Origin of the sequence: Aquimarina macrocephali JAMB N27 (genome assembly GCF_000520995.1) — a bacterium.
GTDB lineage: Bacteria > Bacteroidota > Bacteroidia > Flavobacteriales > Flavobacteriaceae > Aquimarina > Aquimarina macrocephali.
Genome location: NZ_JACA01000012.1, coordinates 153,712 through 170,043, shown reverse-complemented (window position 1 = coordinate 170,043; position 16,332 = coordinate 153,712). Strand labels below are relative to the sequence as shown.

Genomic DNA, 16,332 nt, shown 5'->3' with positions numbered 1-16,332 from the left:
ATATTTTGCATTTCAACAATTTCCTTTTCTGAACCTTTCTGTCTCTTCTAGTTTTTATTTTTTCCATAAGGAGGTTATTTTGTCTGTTGGAAGGAAGTTTTTCTCTCTCGATTCAGAAAGAATGATAATAAAAACAACAACACCTTTATTGTTTTTGACAAATAATAAAGGTGCTAAAATTTTGATTTATTAGTTGAATTATCAGGTAAATTTTGATCCGTTTTTGTGCTTTAAAAGATTATTTAGCTGATTATCCGTATCAATTATTTTCTTTTCCAAAAATTCTATTCTCGTCAATTAAGTTATCTAATTGATAATTCAACAAATCAGTTTTTACTCCTCTGTTAATTTCAAATAATTACACCTGCTCTATATAGTCAAGAGGAGATATTTTTTTTGTAATAATACTCCTTTTAAATTACAAAGCTCTGCATCTTTGGTTTCATTAAATTTATCATTATAAGTACAACAAAATAATTATGAAAAATTCTTTAAAAGAAAAATATGGTTTCGAAACACGAATAGCTTCTGATAAAGAAATTGAAGAACTTGCGGAGTTTTTAGTGAAAAATGATAGTATTTCAAGCAGAGTAAAAAACAAAACACGAATTATTGGGTTAATTGAAAATACAGTTATAATACAGGATTATAAAAAATTTGATGTATCTATTTATCTATATAACTATATTAAACAATATAAGCGAAATGAAATTATGTCAATTCCTTTTAGGGTTTTAAAAACAAAATTCGGAATGGAATCACTAACACAGGATGATGTGATTTTTAAATTAAAAGAGCTTCAAAAAGAAAAATATAATAATCAAATAAAAACAAAAGGGAGACCGAAAAGACCTATGAATAAATCGATAGAAAAAACAATTCAGGTCAAAAAGTATTTAGAAAACCATCCTTTAGAAAATATAGAAGGAATCTGTAGTCAATTTGGATTTTCAAAAACAACATTTTACCGTGTGTGTAAATGGATTGACGCGCACAAACTAAAAGTTCAATAAAGCGGTTCATTTTCTAAGTTTACCAAATAACACTTAAATGAACTATTATGTTGTTTGGATATGCTCCCTTTAGCATTCCTTCTCAAAATTTAATATGCGAAAGGCAGATTACAAAAAACACATCAAGATTTAGACAAAGCGTATTGCAAAAAGTACAGAAAAACAGAAATGAAAAGCTAAGGGAGATTAAATAAAAATTTCTATCTTAGAACCAACGTAAAAAACTAATTACCCCCATACCTGGATCAGCTCCGGGTATGGGTTTTTTATTTTTTATAGAAATTAAAGCATAGAATGAAAATCCTACAAGCAATAAAAAGCATTCCTGTGGAAAACCGCAATAATTCTATAAATAGTTTGTAGATATTGTAGACTGAAAAATTCAGTAAAATATTATAAAAAAAGAGTAAAATTATGGCACTTAAACCAGGACCTAAAAGAAAAGCAATATCTACAGGAAAACCAGATAGACGACAAAGAGATAATAAAAATACTCCAGGAAACACACCAAGTTTAAAACCTTCAAAATCAACAAAAAAGTAGTCTAACGAAAAGTCTAATCAAATAATGATATAATCCTTATTTCATCTATAAAGTATATTATGATAAACTACTCACAACAATATTTTGGAAAATATCTAAACGATTTAGTTTATCAAGATATTGTTAACTTCTTCGTTCAAGAAAAAGAAGAATCTGATAAGATCGAATTTAAAGCATTCCATTCAACATTTGGGAACTTAAAAAAAAATCAGGAAGGAGTTATTCGTGGAATTTGTGCTTTTCTGAATTCTAATGGTGGAATTCTCATTTGGGGAGCTCCTCTTGGAAAAAAGGCAGATGATAGAACAATTTTTCAAGGAGCATTGTCACCTGTAACAGTATTAATTGAAAAGGATATATTAATTAGTAGAATTTCAGATTCTATTACACCTCTTCCTATTAATATAAATGTCCAAATAATTGAACATTCTGGTAGTTACTTATATATATTTGAGACACAAATTAGTAATTATAGCCCTCATCAATTTAAAAACACTTATTGGGCTCGTTTGGATGGTCAAACCAAACCAGCTCCTCACTATCTAGTTGAAGCTCTATTTAAAAAAATAAGCTACCCTAATATTGAAGGGTATATTAATTTAGATAGATTTGGTTTACTTCCTACAGGTCAAAGTTATTTGGATATATCAATCTACATGTTCAATTTTTCAGAATTGCAAAATGCACATAATTTAACCTACAGATTAATGTGTGGACAATCAATCTTTGCAGGAAGTTTAGACCAAGATACAAGTCAACATTACATTCTTGATGGACATATGTACGTTCATAAAGACTTCAATGATATTCTTCATTTTGGAGCTCCAGATAGAAACACACAAAGATTAATTTTCGATTTGGAACAACTAGGCGATAATCATAATTACGAAATGGATTTGATATTGACTTTTGGAGGAAAGAGGTCTCCATTAAAATTATCTGAATATAAATTAGACTTCAGTGGTCCAATAGCTTCTGTTAATCCTGTAGGGTTATTTAGTAGTCGAAAGGAAAATATTTTGATGTCGGACCATCAAAAAGAGATTGGTTCAACCAGAGAAAATCAATTAGATAGTATACTTAAAAGATGGATTTGAAAACTCTAAAAATAGGAGAACTTAATAAAATGGAAATTGATGCGCGAAAAGAATACCGCATGGCATTTAATAATCATCGACAGAACCCGACAGAAAAAAACAAAAGATTTATGGATGATTTGGAACAAAATCGTCAAAGGATTGTTAGAGAAATTGATGATAGAAAATTTGACGAAGAACAACCAGAATTTTATTAAAGTTTAATAAAACGATATAGATATATTAAAAATACTTATATGAATAAGTTTAGGGGGAATTAAAATATTTATTACTTATGAGAAAAATACTAATTTTTATAATTACTAATTTCATTGGCCTTTTTATTGCGTATGTTTTAGCTCCTAGCTGTGGTCAATGTAGAGGTGACGATTATTGTCCTCCTTGTATAGGAAATGAAGAAGGTATATTTCTCATTGCTTTACTCCTATTTGATATTTTCTATATCTATAAATATTTCATTAAACCAAAATTGGAGAGTAAGAGTAAATAAAAGAAATCTATAAACTTCTTTTTGATTAGGAACGCAATACAAAAATCTGTATAAGTTCAATTTAGAAAGCTATACAATTGAGGAAAACAATCTGTTTTTAATGCTACTATTTATGCTGTTGAGAATCTTTCTGTAAAACAACAACAGTTGATTAAATTAATTCCCCGGAAGTAATGTCATACCTCCAGGGAATTTTTATTTAAAAAAGCTATTCTCGATACAATTTTTCTTCGTTTCACTATGAAAAATTACTCGAATTGACGCTTTTTTATATTATTAGTTTTAAAATGCACAACGAGTTTTACAATAGTTATGGTTTCTATAAGTGAGTTAGGAATATTGAGAAATTAAAATTCCTCACCGCCACCGCCGCCATTCGAGCAATCTACAAACTCGACTTCGGTGCCAAACCATTCTGCAATACCACAAGAGTTCGTTCTTTTTACCTCAAAAAGATACCAGCCAGGAGTTGGAGTATAATTTAATGTTCCAGAATCTCCTGAGTAATTAGTTGATGGGCTGTATACAATAGATAAGTTAGGATATCTACGTAACCTTATTTGATGTGTTGTACCTGATAATCTTGGAAAAATACTATAGGTATTACCAGTGTGACTAGAACAATAATAACCGATCTCACCTATACCATTTTCGAATTCGATCATATCTACGACAGCTTCTCCTACCCAAATATTTCTACGTACCGTATGTGACGGTAAAGCGGCTTGAATAAATCCTGTCCCATTAAACGAACTATTTACAGGCCTTACCGTAATACTGCTATTTGATGAGGATAAGATTTGAAGATTTGATGAGGTTGTCCAGTTTATAGGAATAGTCGAACTACCCACATTATAAGTCACTGTAGAAGTGTTACATATTAGCGATGATCCGGCTAAAGTGAGAGGAGGGAATAAGTATTTTATTGCTAAAAAATCTCCAGCACTAAAGTTGTTAATTGAGCATGCTTTACCGCCGTTCATTACAGATTGAGCATCTGAACTTGGTGTGCCTGGGATCAGGATCGCCGAAGATTGATTGGTGTGCATGATACCTAAATTATGACCTAGTTCATGTTGTACGTTAGAAATTCTCATATTCTGTGTGATAGCCCCACTACATGCATTAAAATCTGGATTCACCCAGATTCTTACTCCAGGCAAACCGTTGGTTGTTGGAAATGTTCCTCTTCCAAAAACATTGGAAGCTAAATTAACACTTGGGTCTTGTGAGTCGTACATGATCTGGATATGAGCATTGGCAGTTGTTGTAGTTATATTAAGAAACAAACCTGAACTAACAGCATTCCACCGGCCAATTGCACTTATAGAAGCATTTCTCCAATTTAAATTCATATTGGGATTTATAAACACATTGATATTGTTAATCGACACAGAATTAGGATGTTCTCTTTGTTTGGTGTTGGATTTTTTAGGAGCATGGTATTTTTTATTTTTATAAAAAACCATATCTCCATCTACCAAATAATAGGTTCCTTTATCTTCGATTTGATCATCTGAAAACCCCCAGTTCTTCAAGGTTTTGAGCACAGAATCATTTTGTGATAAACTTTCGTTTTCTACCAGATAATCCTCTTCAGAGCATCCAATGAGAATAGTGAACAACAGACTTAAAATAAATAGTTTTTTCATTTTGTGTGAGTTTTAGTTTTTGCCTTACTTTGTTATGGAGTGTTCGGGTCAAATTTTTCTCCTTGTGATTAATAGCTCTAGGGGTAGTGAAGTGTTTTTTGTTATTGCGAAGCCTATTTTGTTCTTTAAATTTGGTTAAAGAAAATCAAGTTCTCTTTAGTAATATATGCTGTGTACCACCACTTGTAATAGGATCAATATATTTCCTCTTGTTTAATAGGGTATTTGAGCTTTTGGAGTACATAGCTAATGAGACTTAAGAGTCGTAAAATAGCTTGGATACCGACTAGAATTTGTTATCGCGAAATTGAGAATTGTATACTTACGGTGTGAGTAACAATAAGGTTCTCTGTGTGAGTGTTTTCATAATTTTCTGTTGGTTAATATTGATAATTGTTAAGTTTCACAAGGTTATTACTTTTACCGTGCTCACTTTGATACCTTAAATTTAGGGTTTTTTGTGTAAACCCTTCTGGTTTTACCTTAAAAATAGTTGGATCTAATTTAGGAGAAGACTAGTATAATAGAATGCTATGTTTTTATCTGTTTTTTCTTAATATATCAATCATTAGATCTACACGTTCTAAAATTTTTGATGGCTCAAAAACTCTATTAAAGATACGCTCTCCCTTTTTAAGTTCTTTTATGAGTCTGGAGTTATTAAAATAGTAGCGACCTTCGAATATGGTTTCTGGTGGCAAAGAAGTATCAAAAGACATCCATTCACCAGATTCGTCATAAACACTTTTAAACTTATTTTCTTGTTCATAGGCAAAAAACAGTTTGCCTTCCTTTAGGTAATACTCTGTTACTATGAATCCATGATGGAGACCAATCCATTCTGTACATTTTACCAATTGATCATTCTCAAAATACCCAGTAAGTTGAGCACCATCATCTCTCGTTTGAACCATAAATTCCAGATTGTACAGGTCTACTTTTTCGAGTTGATGATTTGAATTAATACGTTGAAATTCAGTTCTTATTTTTTGGATTAGCTCTTCTGTATTCTGAGAAATCCCTATAAAAGGAATGGTTAGTATTCCTATAAACAGTAAAATGATTCTCATAGTAATGGCGTATAAAAACTAGTATTTATGATAGTATAATTCTTTCTTTTTTGTTCTTCCCCCAAGCAATTACGTTTACTCCTTTTGAATATTGGATTTTGTCGGGCTTACCTTTGATTAGTTTATCAAATCTTGTGTAGTTTACCTTTAGGTTAGTAACCTCAATTTTTCGTATTGGCCACTCCAGGTGATGAATCTCAAATTCATTAATTGACTTCTCTGTATCTTGAAACAAAGCATACCTTTCTGTAAGCCATTTGTCGAGAGCGCTTTTATCTGTAATTTCTTCTCCAATAGAAAATTGGATATCTAGTTCATCTTTAAACTCTGGATTTGTGGATAGATATTGATTTTCGCTTCGTTTTATTTTTGAATACCGATATGGCAATTCAGAAATTTTCTTCGCTATTTTACAGGATAAATTTGTTCCTCCTTCTATACTTAGAAAATAAACTCCCGTTTTTGTATTAGACTTGACATATGTTCTGATGTTAATTTCATCAAAATTAGAGATTGGAGGAAATGCCGGCAGGTTTTTAGGTCTAATTTTTTCCATGGTAAAAGCTACCAAAGAAATCCAGGGTTTTCCTTCAAAAAGATCGATTTCAAGCTCTTTTGGAACAAATTTTTGTAATTCTGATAATTCGACTTGCCAATGAATAAATATTGTATTGTTCCATTCCTGGTAGAATTTCCAATCTTTATTTGGGATTTTCCAGGGTCGATGCTCGGTCGTATTTAGTAGTTCTTTGATTGACACAATTAATAAAATGATATGTTTATTTCTATAATTTGGTTACTACAATTTCAATTATAGTTGAGAATTTTTTCTTTTCCAGATCCCATTAGGATACATGATGGTTACTAGTACACAAATTAGTAAAAAATTATATTCTATTCCATTTCTTCCATCTCCTACCACATACCAGCCTTCTTGGAGATGAACTAAAAAAATACCGGCAATGAGTATTAAAATAGTTATTAATGAAGACCATTTCAGATATTTATTCAATATAAAAAGGACAGCACATACAACATGTGATAATTTGATAGTCCAGGCTATGTATACTCCAAAAGGAGAAAACCCAATCTCATTTAAAAACAAATTACCAAAGTTATTAATACCATTGTCGAACATGCCTGGTATACTATGTGTTAAAAGAATAATTGCTACTGCTAAACGAAGAATAAATGTGGGATTCATTGTTTTTGTTTAATATTCACTAATAAATAGTCCAAAGTAATATATGGTTTGCTAATCAATAATGATCGGCGTATACTTTCTATTAACAATAAATCACTAACTATCTAATGACTCCGCCACATACTTTTAATCGTAAGATTTTCTTTACCGACTGCATTACCTGTTTTTTATAGGCTGGATTGGTTTTCATTTCGGCCAAGATAGCATTTATTGTTTTTATTTCGTTTTGTGGCATCAGGATCAGGTCACAACCAGCTTTAGAAGCGAGTAGGGGAGCATTGTCTAAAATCGTAACGGCTTTCATGATATTAAGTGCATCAGATATAATAATACCTCTAAATCCCATTTTTTCTTTTAATAGCCCAGTAACAATTTTTCGAGAACAACTAGAGGGTAATCCATCAGTATCATACTCCTTATTATTTTTAATAGTGATGTGGGCAACCATGATAGAGAGCACACCATCTTCGATAATTTTTTTATAATTATCTACTTCCTGTAAAGGACCATCTATGTATACACTTTGTTTGTGGGTATCTCCTTTTACAAGACCATGACCTGGAAAATGTTTTGCTGTTGCTATGATCCCACTTTCTTGAGAACATTTTATAAACTGATTCGCGAGGCGAACTACATCTTCTTTATTATTTCCATAACTTCTGGATTTAATAGCTTCATTACTAGAACTTACATCCAGTACAGGAGCATAATTATGGTGTACACCAATATCTCTAAGTTCCTGATTGATAATGTTGACTACAGAGTCTGATTGCGCCTCATTTTTGATATCAATAGTTTTACCTACTTTACGGGCTCCTTTAATTCTACTAGAGAATAAACTAGGTTCGGCATCCATGCTAAACAGAAGCGGGATGGTCTTGTTTTTTGCAGTAATAGCATTAAGTGCAGCAATGTCTTCGGTATGTTTTTGCTTATGTCCTTTTAAATAAACTACACCTCCAATAGCATTTTGCATAGCTAATTTTCGAACTGTAGCTGCTGGCTTTCCTATTTCTCCACCAGAAGTGATGATCATTTGGGCGACCTTTTGTCGATCGCTTAATGTATTAAAAATAGAATCTACTGTATATTCTAATTCAGAAGTATAGGTATAAAAATCTTGTAAGCTAAATTTTGGTGCTTTTTGAGCATAACAATTAGCCGATAACAAAGCAATGCAAAAAATCAATCGAAAAAAACAATTCATATAATATAATTAAGCAGATATTTTAATTTGTATTTAACATTGAATAGGAACTCCATCCAACTGCCCCCATTCACTCCATGATCCATCATATACGGATACATTATGATATCCTGCCAGCTCTGCGGCAAGCATAATAATACATGCAGTAATGCCGGACCCACATGTAAAGATCAGTTTTTTGTCTTCAATATTAAAATACTGTAGAATTTTTTGCAATTCTGTCGTAGATCGCATTTTACCATCATCCAGTACTTCTGTATAATGTAAATTCATTGAATTTGGAATATGCCCTCCTTTAAGGCTTTCTCTGGGTTCGGGTTCTGATGCAGTAAATCTACCTGGTGAACGGGCATCCAGTATTAGAGAACTTTCAGAATTCATTTCTATACGTACCGTTTTAGCATTGGTAACCAATTGGGGAGTGTAATTGGCTTCAAAATTTCCACGGTTGTATTCTTGTGGGCTGGTATCCTCAGTTTCACAAGGTTGTTCAGCTTTTTGCCAGGCCGGGAAACCACCATCTAATATGGCAACGTTTTGGTGCCCCATGGTTTTAAACATCCATCGTACTCTTGGGCTAGAGTAGATTCCTAATGTATCATAGATTCCTATGGTATGATGAGAACTAATACCAAGTGCTTTGCAAGCTTCTGAGAAAGCTTCTGGAGAAGGAAGCATATTAGGAATATCGGTGGTTGCATCAGAAAAAACATTTTTAATATCAAAAAATCGAGCTCCTTTAATCTTTAGATTCGAATTTTTTGATTTGTCTTGAGAAGTTACTTTTTTAATTGTAGCATCCAGAATCACCAAATCTGGATGATCTAAATACTTAGAAAGCCAGTCTATTGATACAATGGGTTGTGTGATTTGTAATGTGTTCATATTAGGTTAAGGTATCAAAATCAAGAGGCCATAAATTTATCGAGCATTTTATTGGTTTGCAGTATTAGTTTTTTCTTAAAAAAACCAGTTCCACCAAGCAAAGCACCTTTCCATCCGATAGCTTGAGAAGCCCATCGATGCAAGTTAAAATCATCTGTGTGTTTTATGATTTTACCATCTTTAAATTCGAATTGAGCATCGATCTTATTATGAACTGATCTTCCTGTTTTACTAAAAGAATACCATGCTTCCCAATGAGCTGATCCCTTTTGATCATTAGCTTCAACTTGTGAAAATTCGACCTTAAAATTTCTTGCGTTTTTACATAGCATACGCCACATACCTTTTGCACGATTACCTTTTAGTTTTCCAAAACCGGGATCTTCAAAAACCACATCATCGTGATAACATGATATCATGGTTTCGGCATCGAGATTGCTTAATCCGGTATAAAACGTTTCGATAAGCTTCTTCATAAGATGTATAGTAAAAAATCAGAGGCATGAAGATAAGAATAATTAATCTAGCTTATCTGTTAGTTTCTTAAATACTTTTTTTGGATTTTTATTTTCATACAATACAGCATGTACTGCATCAATGATAGGCGTTCGAGCAGCTTTTGTAGCATCGAGTTCATATGCAGTCTTTGCAGCATAATATCCTTCGGCAATCATACTCATTTCCATCTGGGCACTTTTTACTGTGTATCCCTTACCGATCATATTACCAAACATTCGATTACGAGAGAAAATAGAATATCCGGTCACCAATAAATCACCCAAATAAGCAGAATCGTTAATGTTACGTTTCATTTTATGTACTTTTTTAATAAAACGTTTCATTTCACGAATTGCATTACTCATAAGAACACTCTGAAAATTATCACCATACCCAAGACCATGTGCAATACCTGCAGCTACAGAATAGATATTCTTGAGCACTGCAGCATATTCGGTACCAATAATATCATCACTGGTTTTACATTTAATATAATCGCTACTTAAATGATTAGCCATTATTTTGGCTTTTTCTTCATCATTAGAAGCTATAGTAAGATACGATAGTCGTTCTAGTGCAACCTCTTCTGCATGACATGGCCCGGTAATTACTCCAATATTATTAAAAGGGATGTCATACTGATCATGAAAATGCTCTCCTACAATAAGTCCTGTCTCTGGAACAATACCTTTTATAGCCGAAAAAATAATCTTGTCTTTTAAAGATGTTGTTAGTTTTTTGAGTTCGCTATTTAGAAAAGCAGAAGGAATAGCAAAAATCAGATAATCTGCATGCTCAACAGCTTCATTTATATCATTGGTAAGTTTAAGTTGTTTAACTTTAAATTCGACCGAACTTAAATAATTAGGATTGTGTTGTTGTCTTTTAATATGCTCTAAAGCATAGGTACTTCGCATATACCATCCAACTTCATTTAGGTTTTCGGTAAGCATTTTTACAATGGCAGTTGCCCAACTACCACCTCCTAGTACTGCAAATTTTGCATTTTTTTCCATAAAAAATATTGTGGGTTCAAAAATAGGAAAAATACAACTCAAAATAAAGACTTGATAATCAGTTTATTATAATTTTGGCACGTGTTTTGGTTCTCAGTTAATGAAATTGAAAACACACAGCATATGAAAACGCTAAAATTACTTTCGGTTATTTTTTTAAGTTCAATACTATTAACTTCTTGTGTAGCAGAGGTTGTTATCGAAGAAGATGTTTATGTAGAAGAACCAACAATTACTTTAAACGAATTATTAAATACCTATGAGATCTGGTATGTAGATATCGAACGCACAAAGGGTAATGGTGAGATTCCGTTTTTACAAAAAGCGTTTACAGTTTCTTTCCGAAACGGAACGTTTTATGCCAATAATAATTTAGTCGATATGGGAAGCAATGGAAATGGCTATGGATTAGATGTTGGTTTCTATAATACTTTTAGAATGGATCTGGATATCAGCCATGATATCGACGGTGCATATAAATTAGTAATCACTCAATTGTCAGATAATCAGATAGAAGTGTATGATCAGGTGACGAATACTAGTTATTTCTTGATTGGATATCAACGTAATAATTTTGATTATGATCAGGTATTTTATGATAATATTCATTATTTCTTGCAAGAGTATGAAACCTGGGAAAAAGTCTTTACTAGTGAGTTTGGAGTATTGAATGAATTTGATAACGAAAACTATTTGAAATTCTCATATTTCGGATCTGGAGAAAATTTTAAAAGCTCTCAGGATGAAAATGGAATTCATATTGACGATATCTTTTATGATTATACAGGACATTATGAGGTTAATGATATCGTTAACATTTTTGATAGGAAAACTTTAACACTTGATTACGATTATCTGGGCAATGAATTCTTTGAGTTGTCCGTTATAAATGATAGTAAAATAGAATTGTTTCATCCAACCTCTGAAACGGTGTACCAATTCGTAGGTAGAGGACATATACAATTTAAGAGTTCTGAGAAAGGAAAACCGACTCAGAATGAAAAGAAAAGAATAAAAAAAGCTGATTTTTTGAAGCTTTCAAAATAAAAGTAAGGTAGCACTTAACAATATTAACTTTTTGGTTGGTTATTTAGTTGGGAATCGCTCTACAAGAGAAATCTTGTTTGAGCGATTTCTTTTTTGACCTAGTTTTTAAGAACTAAAAAGAGATTCAAAATATCTTGAATATAAAAGCAATCCCGCTCTAGAGCGGGATTGACTTAATAATTTTTAACTTAGAGTTTAGTCTTTTTTCTAAGCCAACGGTAGATAATTAAATGTAAATTATCTTTTGAAAATTTTCTTCACAATAGTTTTTCCATCCATAGTAAGTCTCAAAAAGTAAATTCCTTTTTTTAGAGATTCTATATTTACTTGTTTTATGTGGCTCCCTTTATCATAAAGATTTTTATGATTCGAAATGAGTATGTTCCCTTCAAAATCTCGTATTGAAACAGAAACATCAGTATTTGATTTTGTTGCTGTAAAGCTAATGTTTAAGAATTTATTTGATGGGTTAGGAAATATAGATAATGAAATATCATCAGTAATTATATCTTGTCTTGGATTTTTCTTTTTATCCTGGTATACGATATCAAAACGTTCTCCTCCTATAACTCCTCTTTCATTCTTTTGGACTACATCAAATATGAAAGGTCTTCTAAAAGGTTTGTTATCATTTAACTTAAACTGCATCTGCATAGAAAAAGATTCTCCTGGTTTTAGATGAATTCCTTTCATAACTGCTTTAGAATCATAAATCTGTACGGTGTTTTTATCAATAATTTTAATTCCTTCTCCTTCTTTTTGCCATCTTTCGAATAGTTCTGGGTCCATAGTTGCAATTACGGTTCCATTTCTCAGGAAAGGATTTTCGGTTGAAGTACCATAATTTCCATCCATAAAATATAAGTCAATAACATCTTCTTTTTTCCTAAAAATATTTCTGATATAGACATTTGTATAGTTAATATTATTAGAAGGGTTTACATCATATACAGAGATGTTTTTCCAGGCGATATTATTATTGTTTTTGGTATTACTGTTAACCGAAGCTGTTTCTAGACCTATAGGATCTATCTGAGATTCTACTCTGGCAATTAAACAAAAATGGTGTATGTCGTAATCAAAATCATTTGGATTAGGAGGATACCAAGGAATTTCAATAATGGTTTCATCTCCAGGATTGAGTGTAGGGATGCTTAAAGGTATGTTGGTAATTTCATCTCCATGTAAGACATAGGAACCACTTGGTGTAAAATCGTAATAATTAGACCAATGTGTTGGCCAGGATAATCCTGTAGAAGCTTTAGAAAAATATACTCTTAATTTGCCATCAGAGATTGGAGCACATCCTCTGTTTTTAACCCGTACATATACTCCATTAGGACTTGTTGTTTTGTACTCCGGGTTTTCATGAGTTGTACCTCCATCCACATCTTGTCTTACCCAAATATCTCTACTTGTCCACATAGGTCCACTAAAAGTATTAGGCTCTATACCAGAATCGGTTACACTATGATAAGGAGCGCGATTGTCTTTAATATAAAGGTCACCTGTTCCGTTTAATGTGAGTTGATCTCCTAGGTTGATAGGCATTTCATTAAATTGCGGAGTTTCGGATTTAGTATCATTAGCTTCTGCATAATCAAATGCTTCACGTTTACTAATTACACTATCAGAGTTTGTATCGGGATTTACGACAGTACCAGAAGGCAACGCTTCATTCATTGCCGAGGTCCAATAGTAAACAAATTCATCGGTATTAATAGTTGGTCCTGCCCATGACAATTCATCATGTCTTGCGGCAGTTGCAATTACTCTATTTGGACCAGATAGATCATCAATAAACCCACCACTATTACATTGCTCCATAACGATAGAGATTTTACCGGCATTTACCTTATTTACTTCTATTGCAAATTGATCATCTGTAATTGTTTCTCCCCATAAATATAATAATGTATCCCATGCCGATGCTCCAGAACTATCTACGCCTCCGTGATCTGTAGTGAAAATAAATAATTCATCATCTTCATCTAAAATTCCTGAAAGCGTGTTAAAAACAGAAGTGATATTAGCTGTTGTTGCAGAAAACTGAATATCATTGTCCCCATCACCATCTAGGTCAGGATTAGAATTTGTTCCATTAGAAATATCAACTGCAGCGTTGGTTCCGTCGGACATTAATGTATAAATATTTGCTTCATCATATCCATACTTGTTGATTAAAGTACTATATACAAAAGAACAATCATTCCAATACCGAATATGATTATTTCCTTGATTCCATCCTCCACTAATAATAACTGCATATTTGTTATTCGATGTTCCACAGGCTATAGTATTTGTTTTTGCAAAATCTAAAAAACGCTCTCTGGTTTCGATGTACTTTTTAAAAATCTTCATCTCATGAATTATATCAGGAGGTGTGGTTGCTCTTTTGATCTCAAACTCACCAGAGCGGATATCAAAAAATATGTATTTTGCTGGATGCTCCCAGTTTGCATAAGGATCCTCATCAATAAAAAACAACCACGATTCAAATTTCGAAGATATTATGGTTTTATTGAAACTTCGGATTTTGTAATTAGGAGGAATAGGTTTTTGTAGTCCATATACCCATTGGTTTCGTCCTTCGGGAATAATTTGTTTTTCTACTAGAATTTTGTAGGCTTCTTCTTGCGAAATCTGGGACCAAGCCAGAGTTGAGCTTAAGAAAATAAAGGTTAAAAGAAATAATTTTTTCATGATGTTATATTTAAAAGTTAGTAGCTATAAAATTTAGATTTTAACATATAAAATGTAAGAGGTATTTAACGGTAAAATCATAGGTTATCACCTATAAAGAAGTGTGGTAATACCGCAGGATGAGGAAACGAGAAAATCAATTATTTCTTTTTTGAAAACTAAAAGGGAAAATTTGATTAAATTTAGTCTCATAAATAAAAAAATAACTAAAAATAGTAGTGTCGGAAGAGTAAATAATATTTTCATTATAAAAACACAGTATCTTTACGTTTTCAAAAAGTAACTTATACATGGCAACAGCAATATTAGATTTCGGAATTGAGGAAGCACTACAGCAACTGGGGGTTTCTGAACACAATAAAGGGACTTCTACTGGAGCAAACTGGCTCTCTTCAAAAGAAATGATTTCGTCTTATTCACCTGTAGATGGAGAATTGATAGGTAAAGTAGAAATCACTACAGCAGAAGATTATGAAAAAGTAATACAAACTGCAACTAAGGCATTCAAAACCTGGAAAATAATGCCGGCTCCACAACGTGGAGAAATTGTAAGACAGTTCGGAGAAGCATTACGTGAATTAAAAGAGCCTTTAGGAAAATTAGTTTCTTATGAGATGGGAAAATCCTATCAAGAAGGTTTAGGAGAAGTGCAGGAGATGATCGATATCTGTGATTTTGCAGTAGGGCTATCTAGACAGTTACATGGTTTAACAATGCATTCTGAGCGTCCTGGTCATAGAATGTACGAGCAGTATCATCCGCTTGGGATTGTAGGAATTATCTCTGCATTTAATTTTCCTGTAGCAGTATGGGCTTGGAACACTGCATTAGCATGGATTTCTGGAGACGTATGTGTATGGAAACCTAGTGAAAAAACACCACTTTGCGGAATAGCATGTCAAAATATTATTGCCAAAGTTTTAAAAGATAATAGCCTACCAGAAGGGATTTCTTGCTTGATTAATGGAGATTATAAAGTAGGAGAGATGATGACAACAGATAAAAGAGTTCCTTTAATTTCTGCTACAGGTTCTACCAGAATGGGTAAAATTGTAGGAGCAACTGTGGGACAGCGTTTGGGAAAATCACTTTTAGAACTGGGAGGAAACAATGCAATTATTGTTACACCTGATGCAGATATTAAAATGACTGTGATTGGAGCTGTGTTTGGTGCAGTAGGAACTGCAGGTCAACGTTGTACCTCGACACGCCGATTGATTATACACGAATCTATTTATGATAAAGTAAAAAATGCAGTAGTAGCCGCTTATGGACAGTTGAGAATCGGTAACCCTCTTGATGAAAATAATCATGTGGGACCATTAATAGATACTGATGCAGTGAAAGGTTACCAAAATGCGTTACAGAAAGTAGTAGAAGAAGGAGGAAATATTGTGGTAGATGGAGCTGTGCTTTCTGGAGAAGGTTATGAAAGCGGATGTTATGTAAAACCTGCTATCGCAGAAGCTGATAATTCGTTTGAAATTGTACAACACGAAACATTTGCACCAGTATTATATCTATTAAAGTATAGTGGTGATGTAGAAAATGCTATCGAAACTCAAAATGGAGTAGCACAAGGGTTATCCTCTGCTATTATGACAAATAATTTACGCGAAGCAGAACGTTTTCTATCACATGCAGGATCAGATTGTGGGATTGCCAATGTAAATATAGGAACCTCTGGTGCCGAGATTGGTGGTGCTTTTGGTGGTGAAAAAGAAACCGGTGGTGGTCGTGAATCAGGATCAGATGCTTGGAAAATTTACATGCGACGTCAAACCAATACAATAAATTATACTACAGAATTGCCATTGGCTCAAGGAATTAAATTCGATTTATAGCCAGATAATTTTGTGATAAATAATAAAAAATGCATCCCACATGGGATGCATTTTTTATTAAAT

At 32.7% G+C, this 16,332-nt stretch carries 15 protein-coding genes; 6 read left to right on the top strand and 9 right to left on the bottom strand.

The annotated features are described in order from the left end of the window. Positions 1-479: 479 nt before the first annotated feature. The 4 genes from Z054_RS0109075 to Z054_RS0109060 all read left to right on the top strand — a co-directional run bounded on the left by Z054_RS0109075 (position 480) and on the right by Z054_RS0109060 (position 2,850). Positions 480-1,013 (top strand): hypothetical protein, encoded by a 534-nt coding sequence (locus tag Z054_RS0109075; protein ID WP_024769759.1) that lies wholly within the window; start codon positions 480-482, stop codon positions 1,011-1,013. A gap of 414 nt (positions 1,014-1,427) precedes the next feature. Then, positions 1,428-1,556, top strand: a complete 129-nt coding sequence (locus Z054_RS32575; RefSeq protein WP_262482426.1) for a hypothetical protein — start codon at positions 1,428-1,430, stop codon at positions 1,554-1,556. Positions 1,557-1,615: 59 nt separating this feature from the next. Then, a complete protein-coding gene (locus tag Z054_RS0109065; RefSeq protein ID WP_024769758.1) occupies positions 1,616-2,653 on the top strand; it encodes an ATP-binding protein in 1,038 nt (345 codons plus the stop codon). Then, positions 2,650-2,850, top strand: a complete 201-nt coding sequence (locus Z054_RS0109060; protein ID WP_161635266.1) for a hypothetical protein — start codon at positions 2,650-2,652, stop codon at positions 2,848-2,850. The genes Z054_RS0109065 and Z054_RS0109060 overlap by 4 nt, the downstream gene beginning before the upstream one ends. A gap of 640 nt (positions 2,851-3,490) precedes the next feature. Here the strand turns inward: Z054_RS0109060 and Z054_RS30055 are convergent. From Z054_RS30055 to Z054_RS0109015, 8 genes are all read right to left on the bottom strand, one after another. Next, on the bottom strand, positions 3,491-4,795 hold the full coding sequence (locus tag Z054_RS30055; protein WP_024769755.1) for a matrixin family metalloprotease: 1,305 nt from the start codon (positions 4,793-4,795) through the stop codon (positions 3,491-3,493). 539 nt (positions 4,796-5,334) lie between these two features. Continuing rightward, positions 5,335-5,865 carry a hypothetical protein gene (locus Z054_RS0109045; protein WP_024769754.1) on the bottom strand — a complete coding sequence of 177 codons (531 nt, stop codon included), beginning with the start codon at positions 5,863-5,865 and terminating at the stop codon, positions 5,335-5,337. Positions 5,866-5,890: 25 nt separating this feature from the next. Continuing rightward, on the bottom strand, positions 5,891-6,625 hold the full coding sequence (locus Z054_RS0109040; RefSeq protein WP_024769753.1) for a YqjF family protein: 735 nt from the start codon (positions 6,623-6,625) through the stop codon (positions 5,891-5,893). A gap of 51 nt (positions 6,626-6,676) precedes the next feature. After that, positions 6,677-7,069 carry a DoxX family membrane protein gene (locus Z054_RS0109035; RefSeq protein WP_024769752.1) on the bottom strand — a complete coding sequence of 131 codons (393 nt, stop codon included), beginning with the start codon at positions 7,067-7,069 and terminating at the stop codon, positions 6,677-6,679. 100 nt (positions 7,070-7,169) lie between these two features. Beyond that, positions 7,170-8,276: a glycoside hydrolase family 3 N-terminal domain-containing protein gene (locus tag Z054_RS0109030; RefSeq protein ID WP_084050216.1), complete on the bottom strand. Its 1,107-nt coding sequence runs from the start codon at positions 8,274-8,276 to the stop codon at positions 7,170-7,172. Positions 8,277-8,309: 33 nt separating this feature from the next. Then, complete coding sequence (locus Z054_RS0109025; protein WP_035091153.1) at positions 8,310-9,161, bottom strand: sulfurtransferase; 852 nt, start codon at positions 9,159-9,161, stop codon at positions 8,310-8,312. A 20-nt stretch (positions 9,162-9,181) separates the two neighbouring features. Then, entirely contained in the window at positions 9,182-9,637 is a 456-nt protein-coding gene (locus Z054_RS0109020) for a nuclear transport factor 2 family protein (RefSeq protein ID WP_024769749.1), read from the bottom strand. A 42-nt stretch (positions 9,638-9,679) separates the two neighbouring features. Further along, a complete protein-coding gene (locus Z054_RS0109015; RefSeq protein ID WP_024769748.1) occupies positions 9,680-10,675 on the bottom strand; it encodes an NAD(P)H-dependent glycerol-3-phosphate dehydrogenase in 996 nt (331 codons plus the stop codon). Between the two features lie 123 nt (positions 10,676-10,798). On the opposite strand from Z054_RS0109015, the gene Z054_RS0109010 reads away from it, so the two are divergent. After that, positions 10,799-11,722 carry a hypothetical protein gene (locus Z054_RS0109010; protein ID WP_024769747.1) on the top strand — a complete coding sequence of 308 codons (924 nt, stop codon included), beginning with the start codon at positions 10,799-10,801 and terminating at the stop codon, positions 11,720-11,722. A gap of 237 nt (positions 11,723-11,959) precedes the next feature. Here Z054_RS0109010 and Z054_RS30050 read toward each other — a convergent pair whose 3' ends face one another. Continuing rightward, complete coding sequence (locus tag Z054_RS30050) at positions 11,960-14,425, bottom strand: T9SS type A sorting domain-containing protein (protein WP_024769746.1); 2,466 nt, start codon at positions 14,423-14,425, stop codon at positions 11,960-11,962. A 290-nt stretch (positions 14,426-14,715) separates the two neighbouring features. Here Z054_RS30050 and amaB point away from each other — a divergent pair, with 290 nt between their 5' ends. Further along, positions 14,716-16,269 (top strand): L-piperidine-6-carboxylate dehydrogenase, encoded by a 1,554-nt coding sequence (gene amaB, locus Z054_RS0109000; RefSeq protein ID WP_024769745.1) that lies wholly within the window; start codon positions 14,716-14,718, stop codon positions 16,267-16,269. The last annotated feature ends 63 nt before the right edge of the window (positions 16,270-16,332 follow it).

Bases quoted from the DNA above. Each gene is read 5' to 3' on its own strand.
- Z054_RS0109075 (WP_024769759.1), top strand. From the start codon at position 480: ATGAAAAATTCTTTAAAAGAAAAATATGGTTTCGAAACACGAATAGCT.
- Z054_RS32575 (WP_262482426.1), top strand. From the start codon at position 1,428: ATGGCACTTAAACCAGGACCTAAAAGAAAAGCAATATCTACAGGAAAA.
- Z054_RS0109065 (WP_024769758.1), top strand. From the start codon at position 1,616: ATGATAAACTACTCACAACAATATTTTGGAAAATATCTAAACGATTTA.
- Z054_RS30055 (WP_024769755.1), bottom strand. From the start codon at position 4,795: ATGAAAAAACTATTTATTTTAAGTCTGTTGTTCACTATTCTCATTGGA.
- Z054_RS0109045 (WP_024769754.1), bottom strand. From the start codon at position 5,865: ATGAGAATCATTTTACTGTTTATAGGAATACTAACCATTCCTTTTATA.
- Z054_RS0109035 (WP_024769752.1), bottom strand. From the start codon at position 7,069: ATGAATCCCACATTTATTCTTCGTTTAGCAGTAGCAATTATTCTTTTA.
- Z054_RS0109030 (WP_084050216.1), bottom strand. From the start codon at position 8,276: ATGAATTGTTTTTTTCGATTGATTTTTTGCATTGCTTTGTTATCGGCT.
- Z054_RS0109025 (WP_035091153.1), bottom strand. From the start codon at position 9,161: ATGAACACATTACAAATCACACAACCCATTGTATCAATAGACTGGCTT.
- Z054_RS0109020 (WP_024769749.1), bottom strand. From the start codon at position 9,637: ATGAAGAAGCTTATCGAAACGTTTTATACCGGATTAAGCAATCTCGAT.
- Z054_RS0109015 (WP_024769748.1), bottom strand. From the start codon at position 10,675: ATGGAAAAAAATGCAAAATTTGCAGTACTAGGAGGTGGTAGTTGGGCA.
- Z054_RS0109010 (WP_024769747.1), top strand. From the start codon at position 10,799: ATGAAAACGCTAAAATTACTTTCGGTTATTTTTTTAAGTTCAATACTA.
- Z054_RS30050 (WP_024769746.1), bottom strand. From the start codon at position 14,425: ATGAAAAAATTATTTCTTTTAACCTTTATTTTCTTAAGCTCAACTCTG.
- amaB (WP_024769745.1), top strand. From the start codon at position 14,716: ATGGCAACAGCAATATTAGATTTCGGAATTGAGGAAGCACTACAGCAA.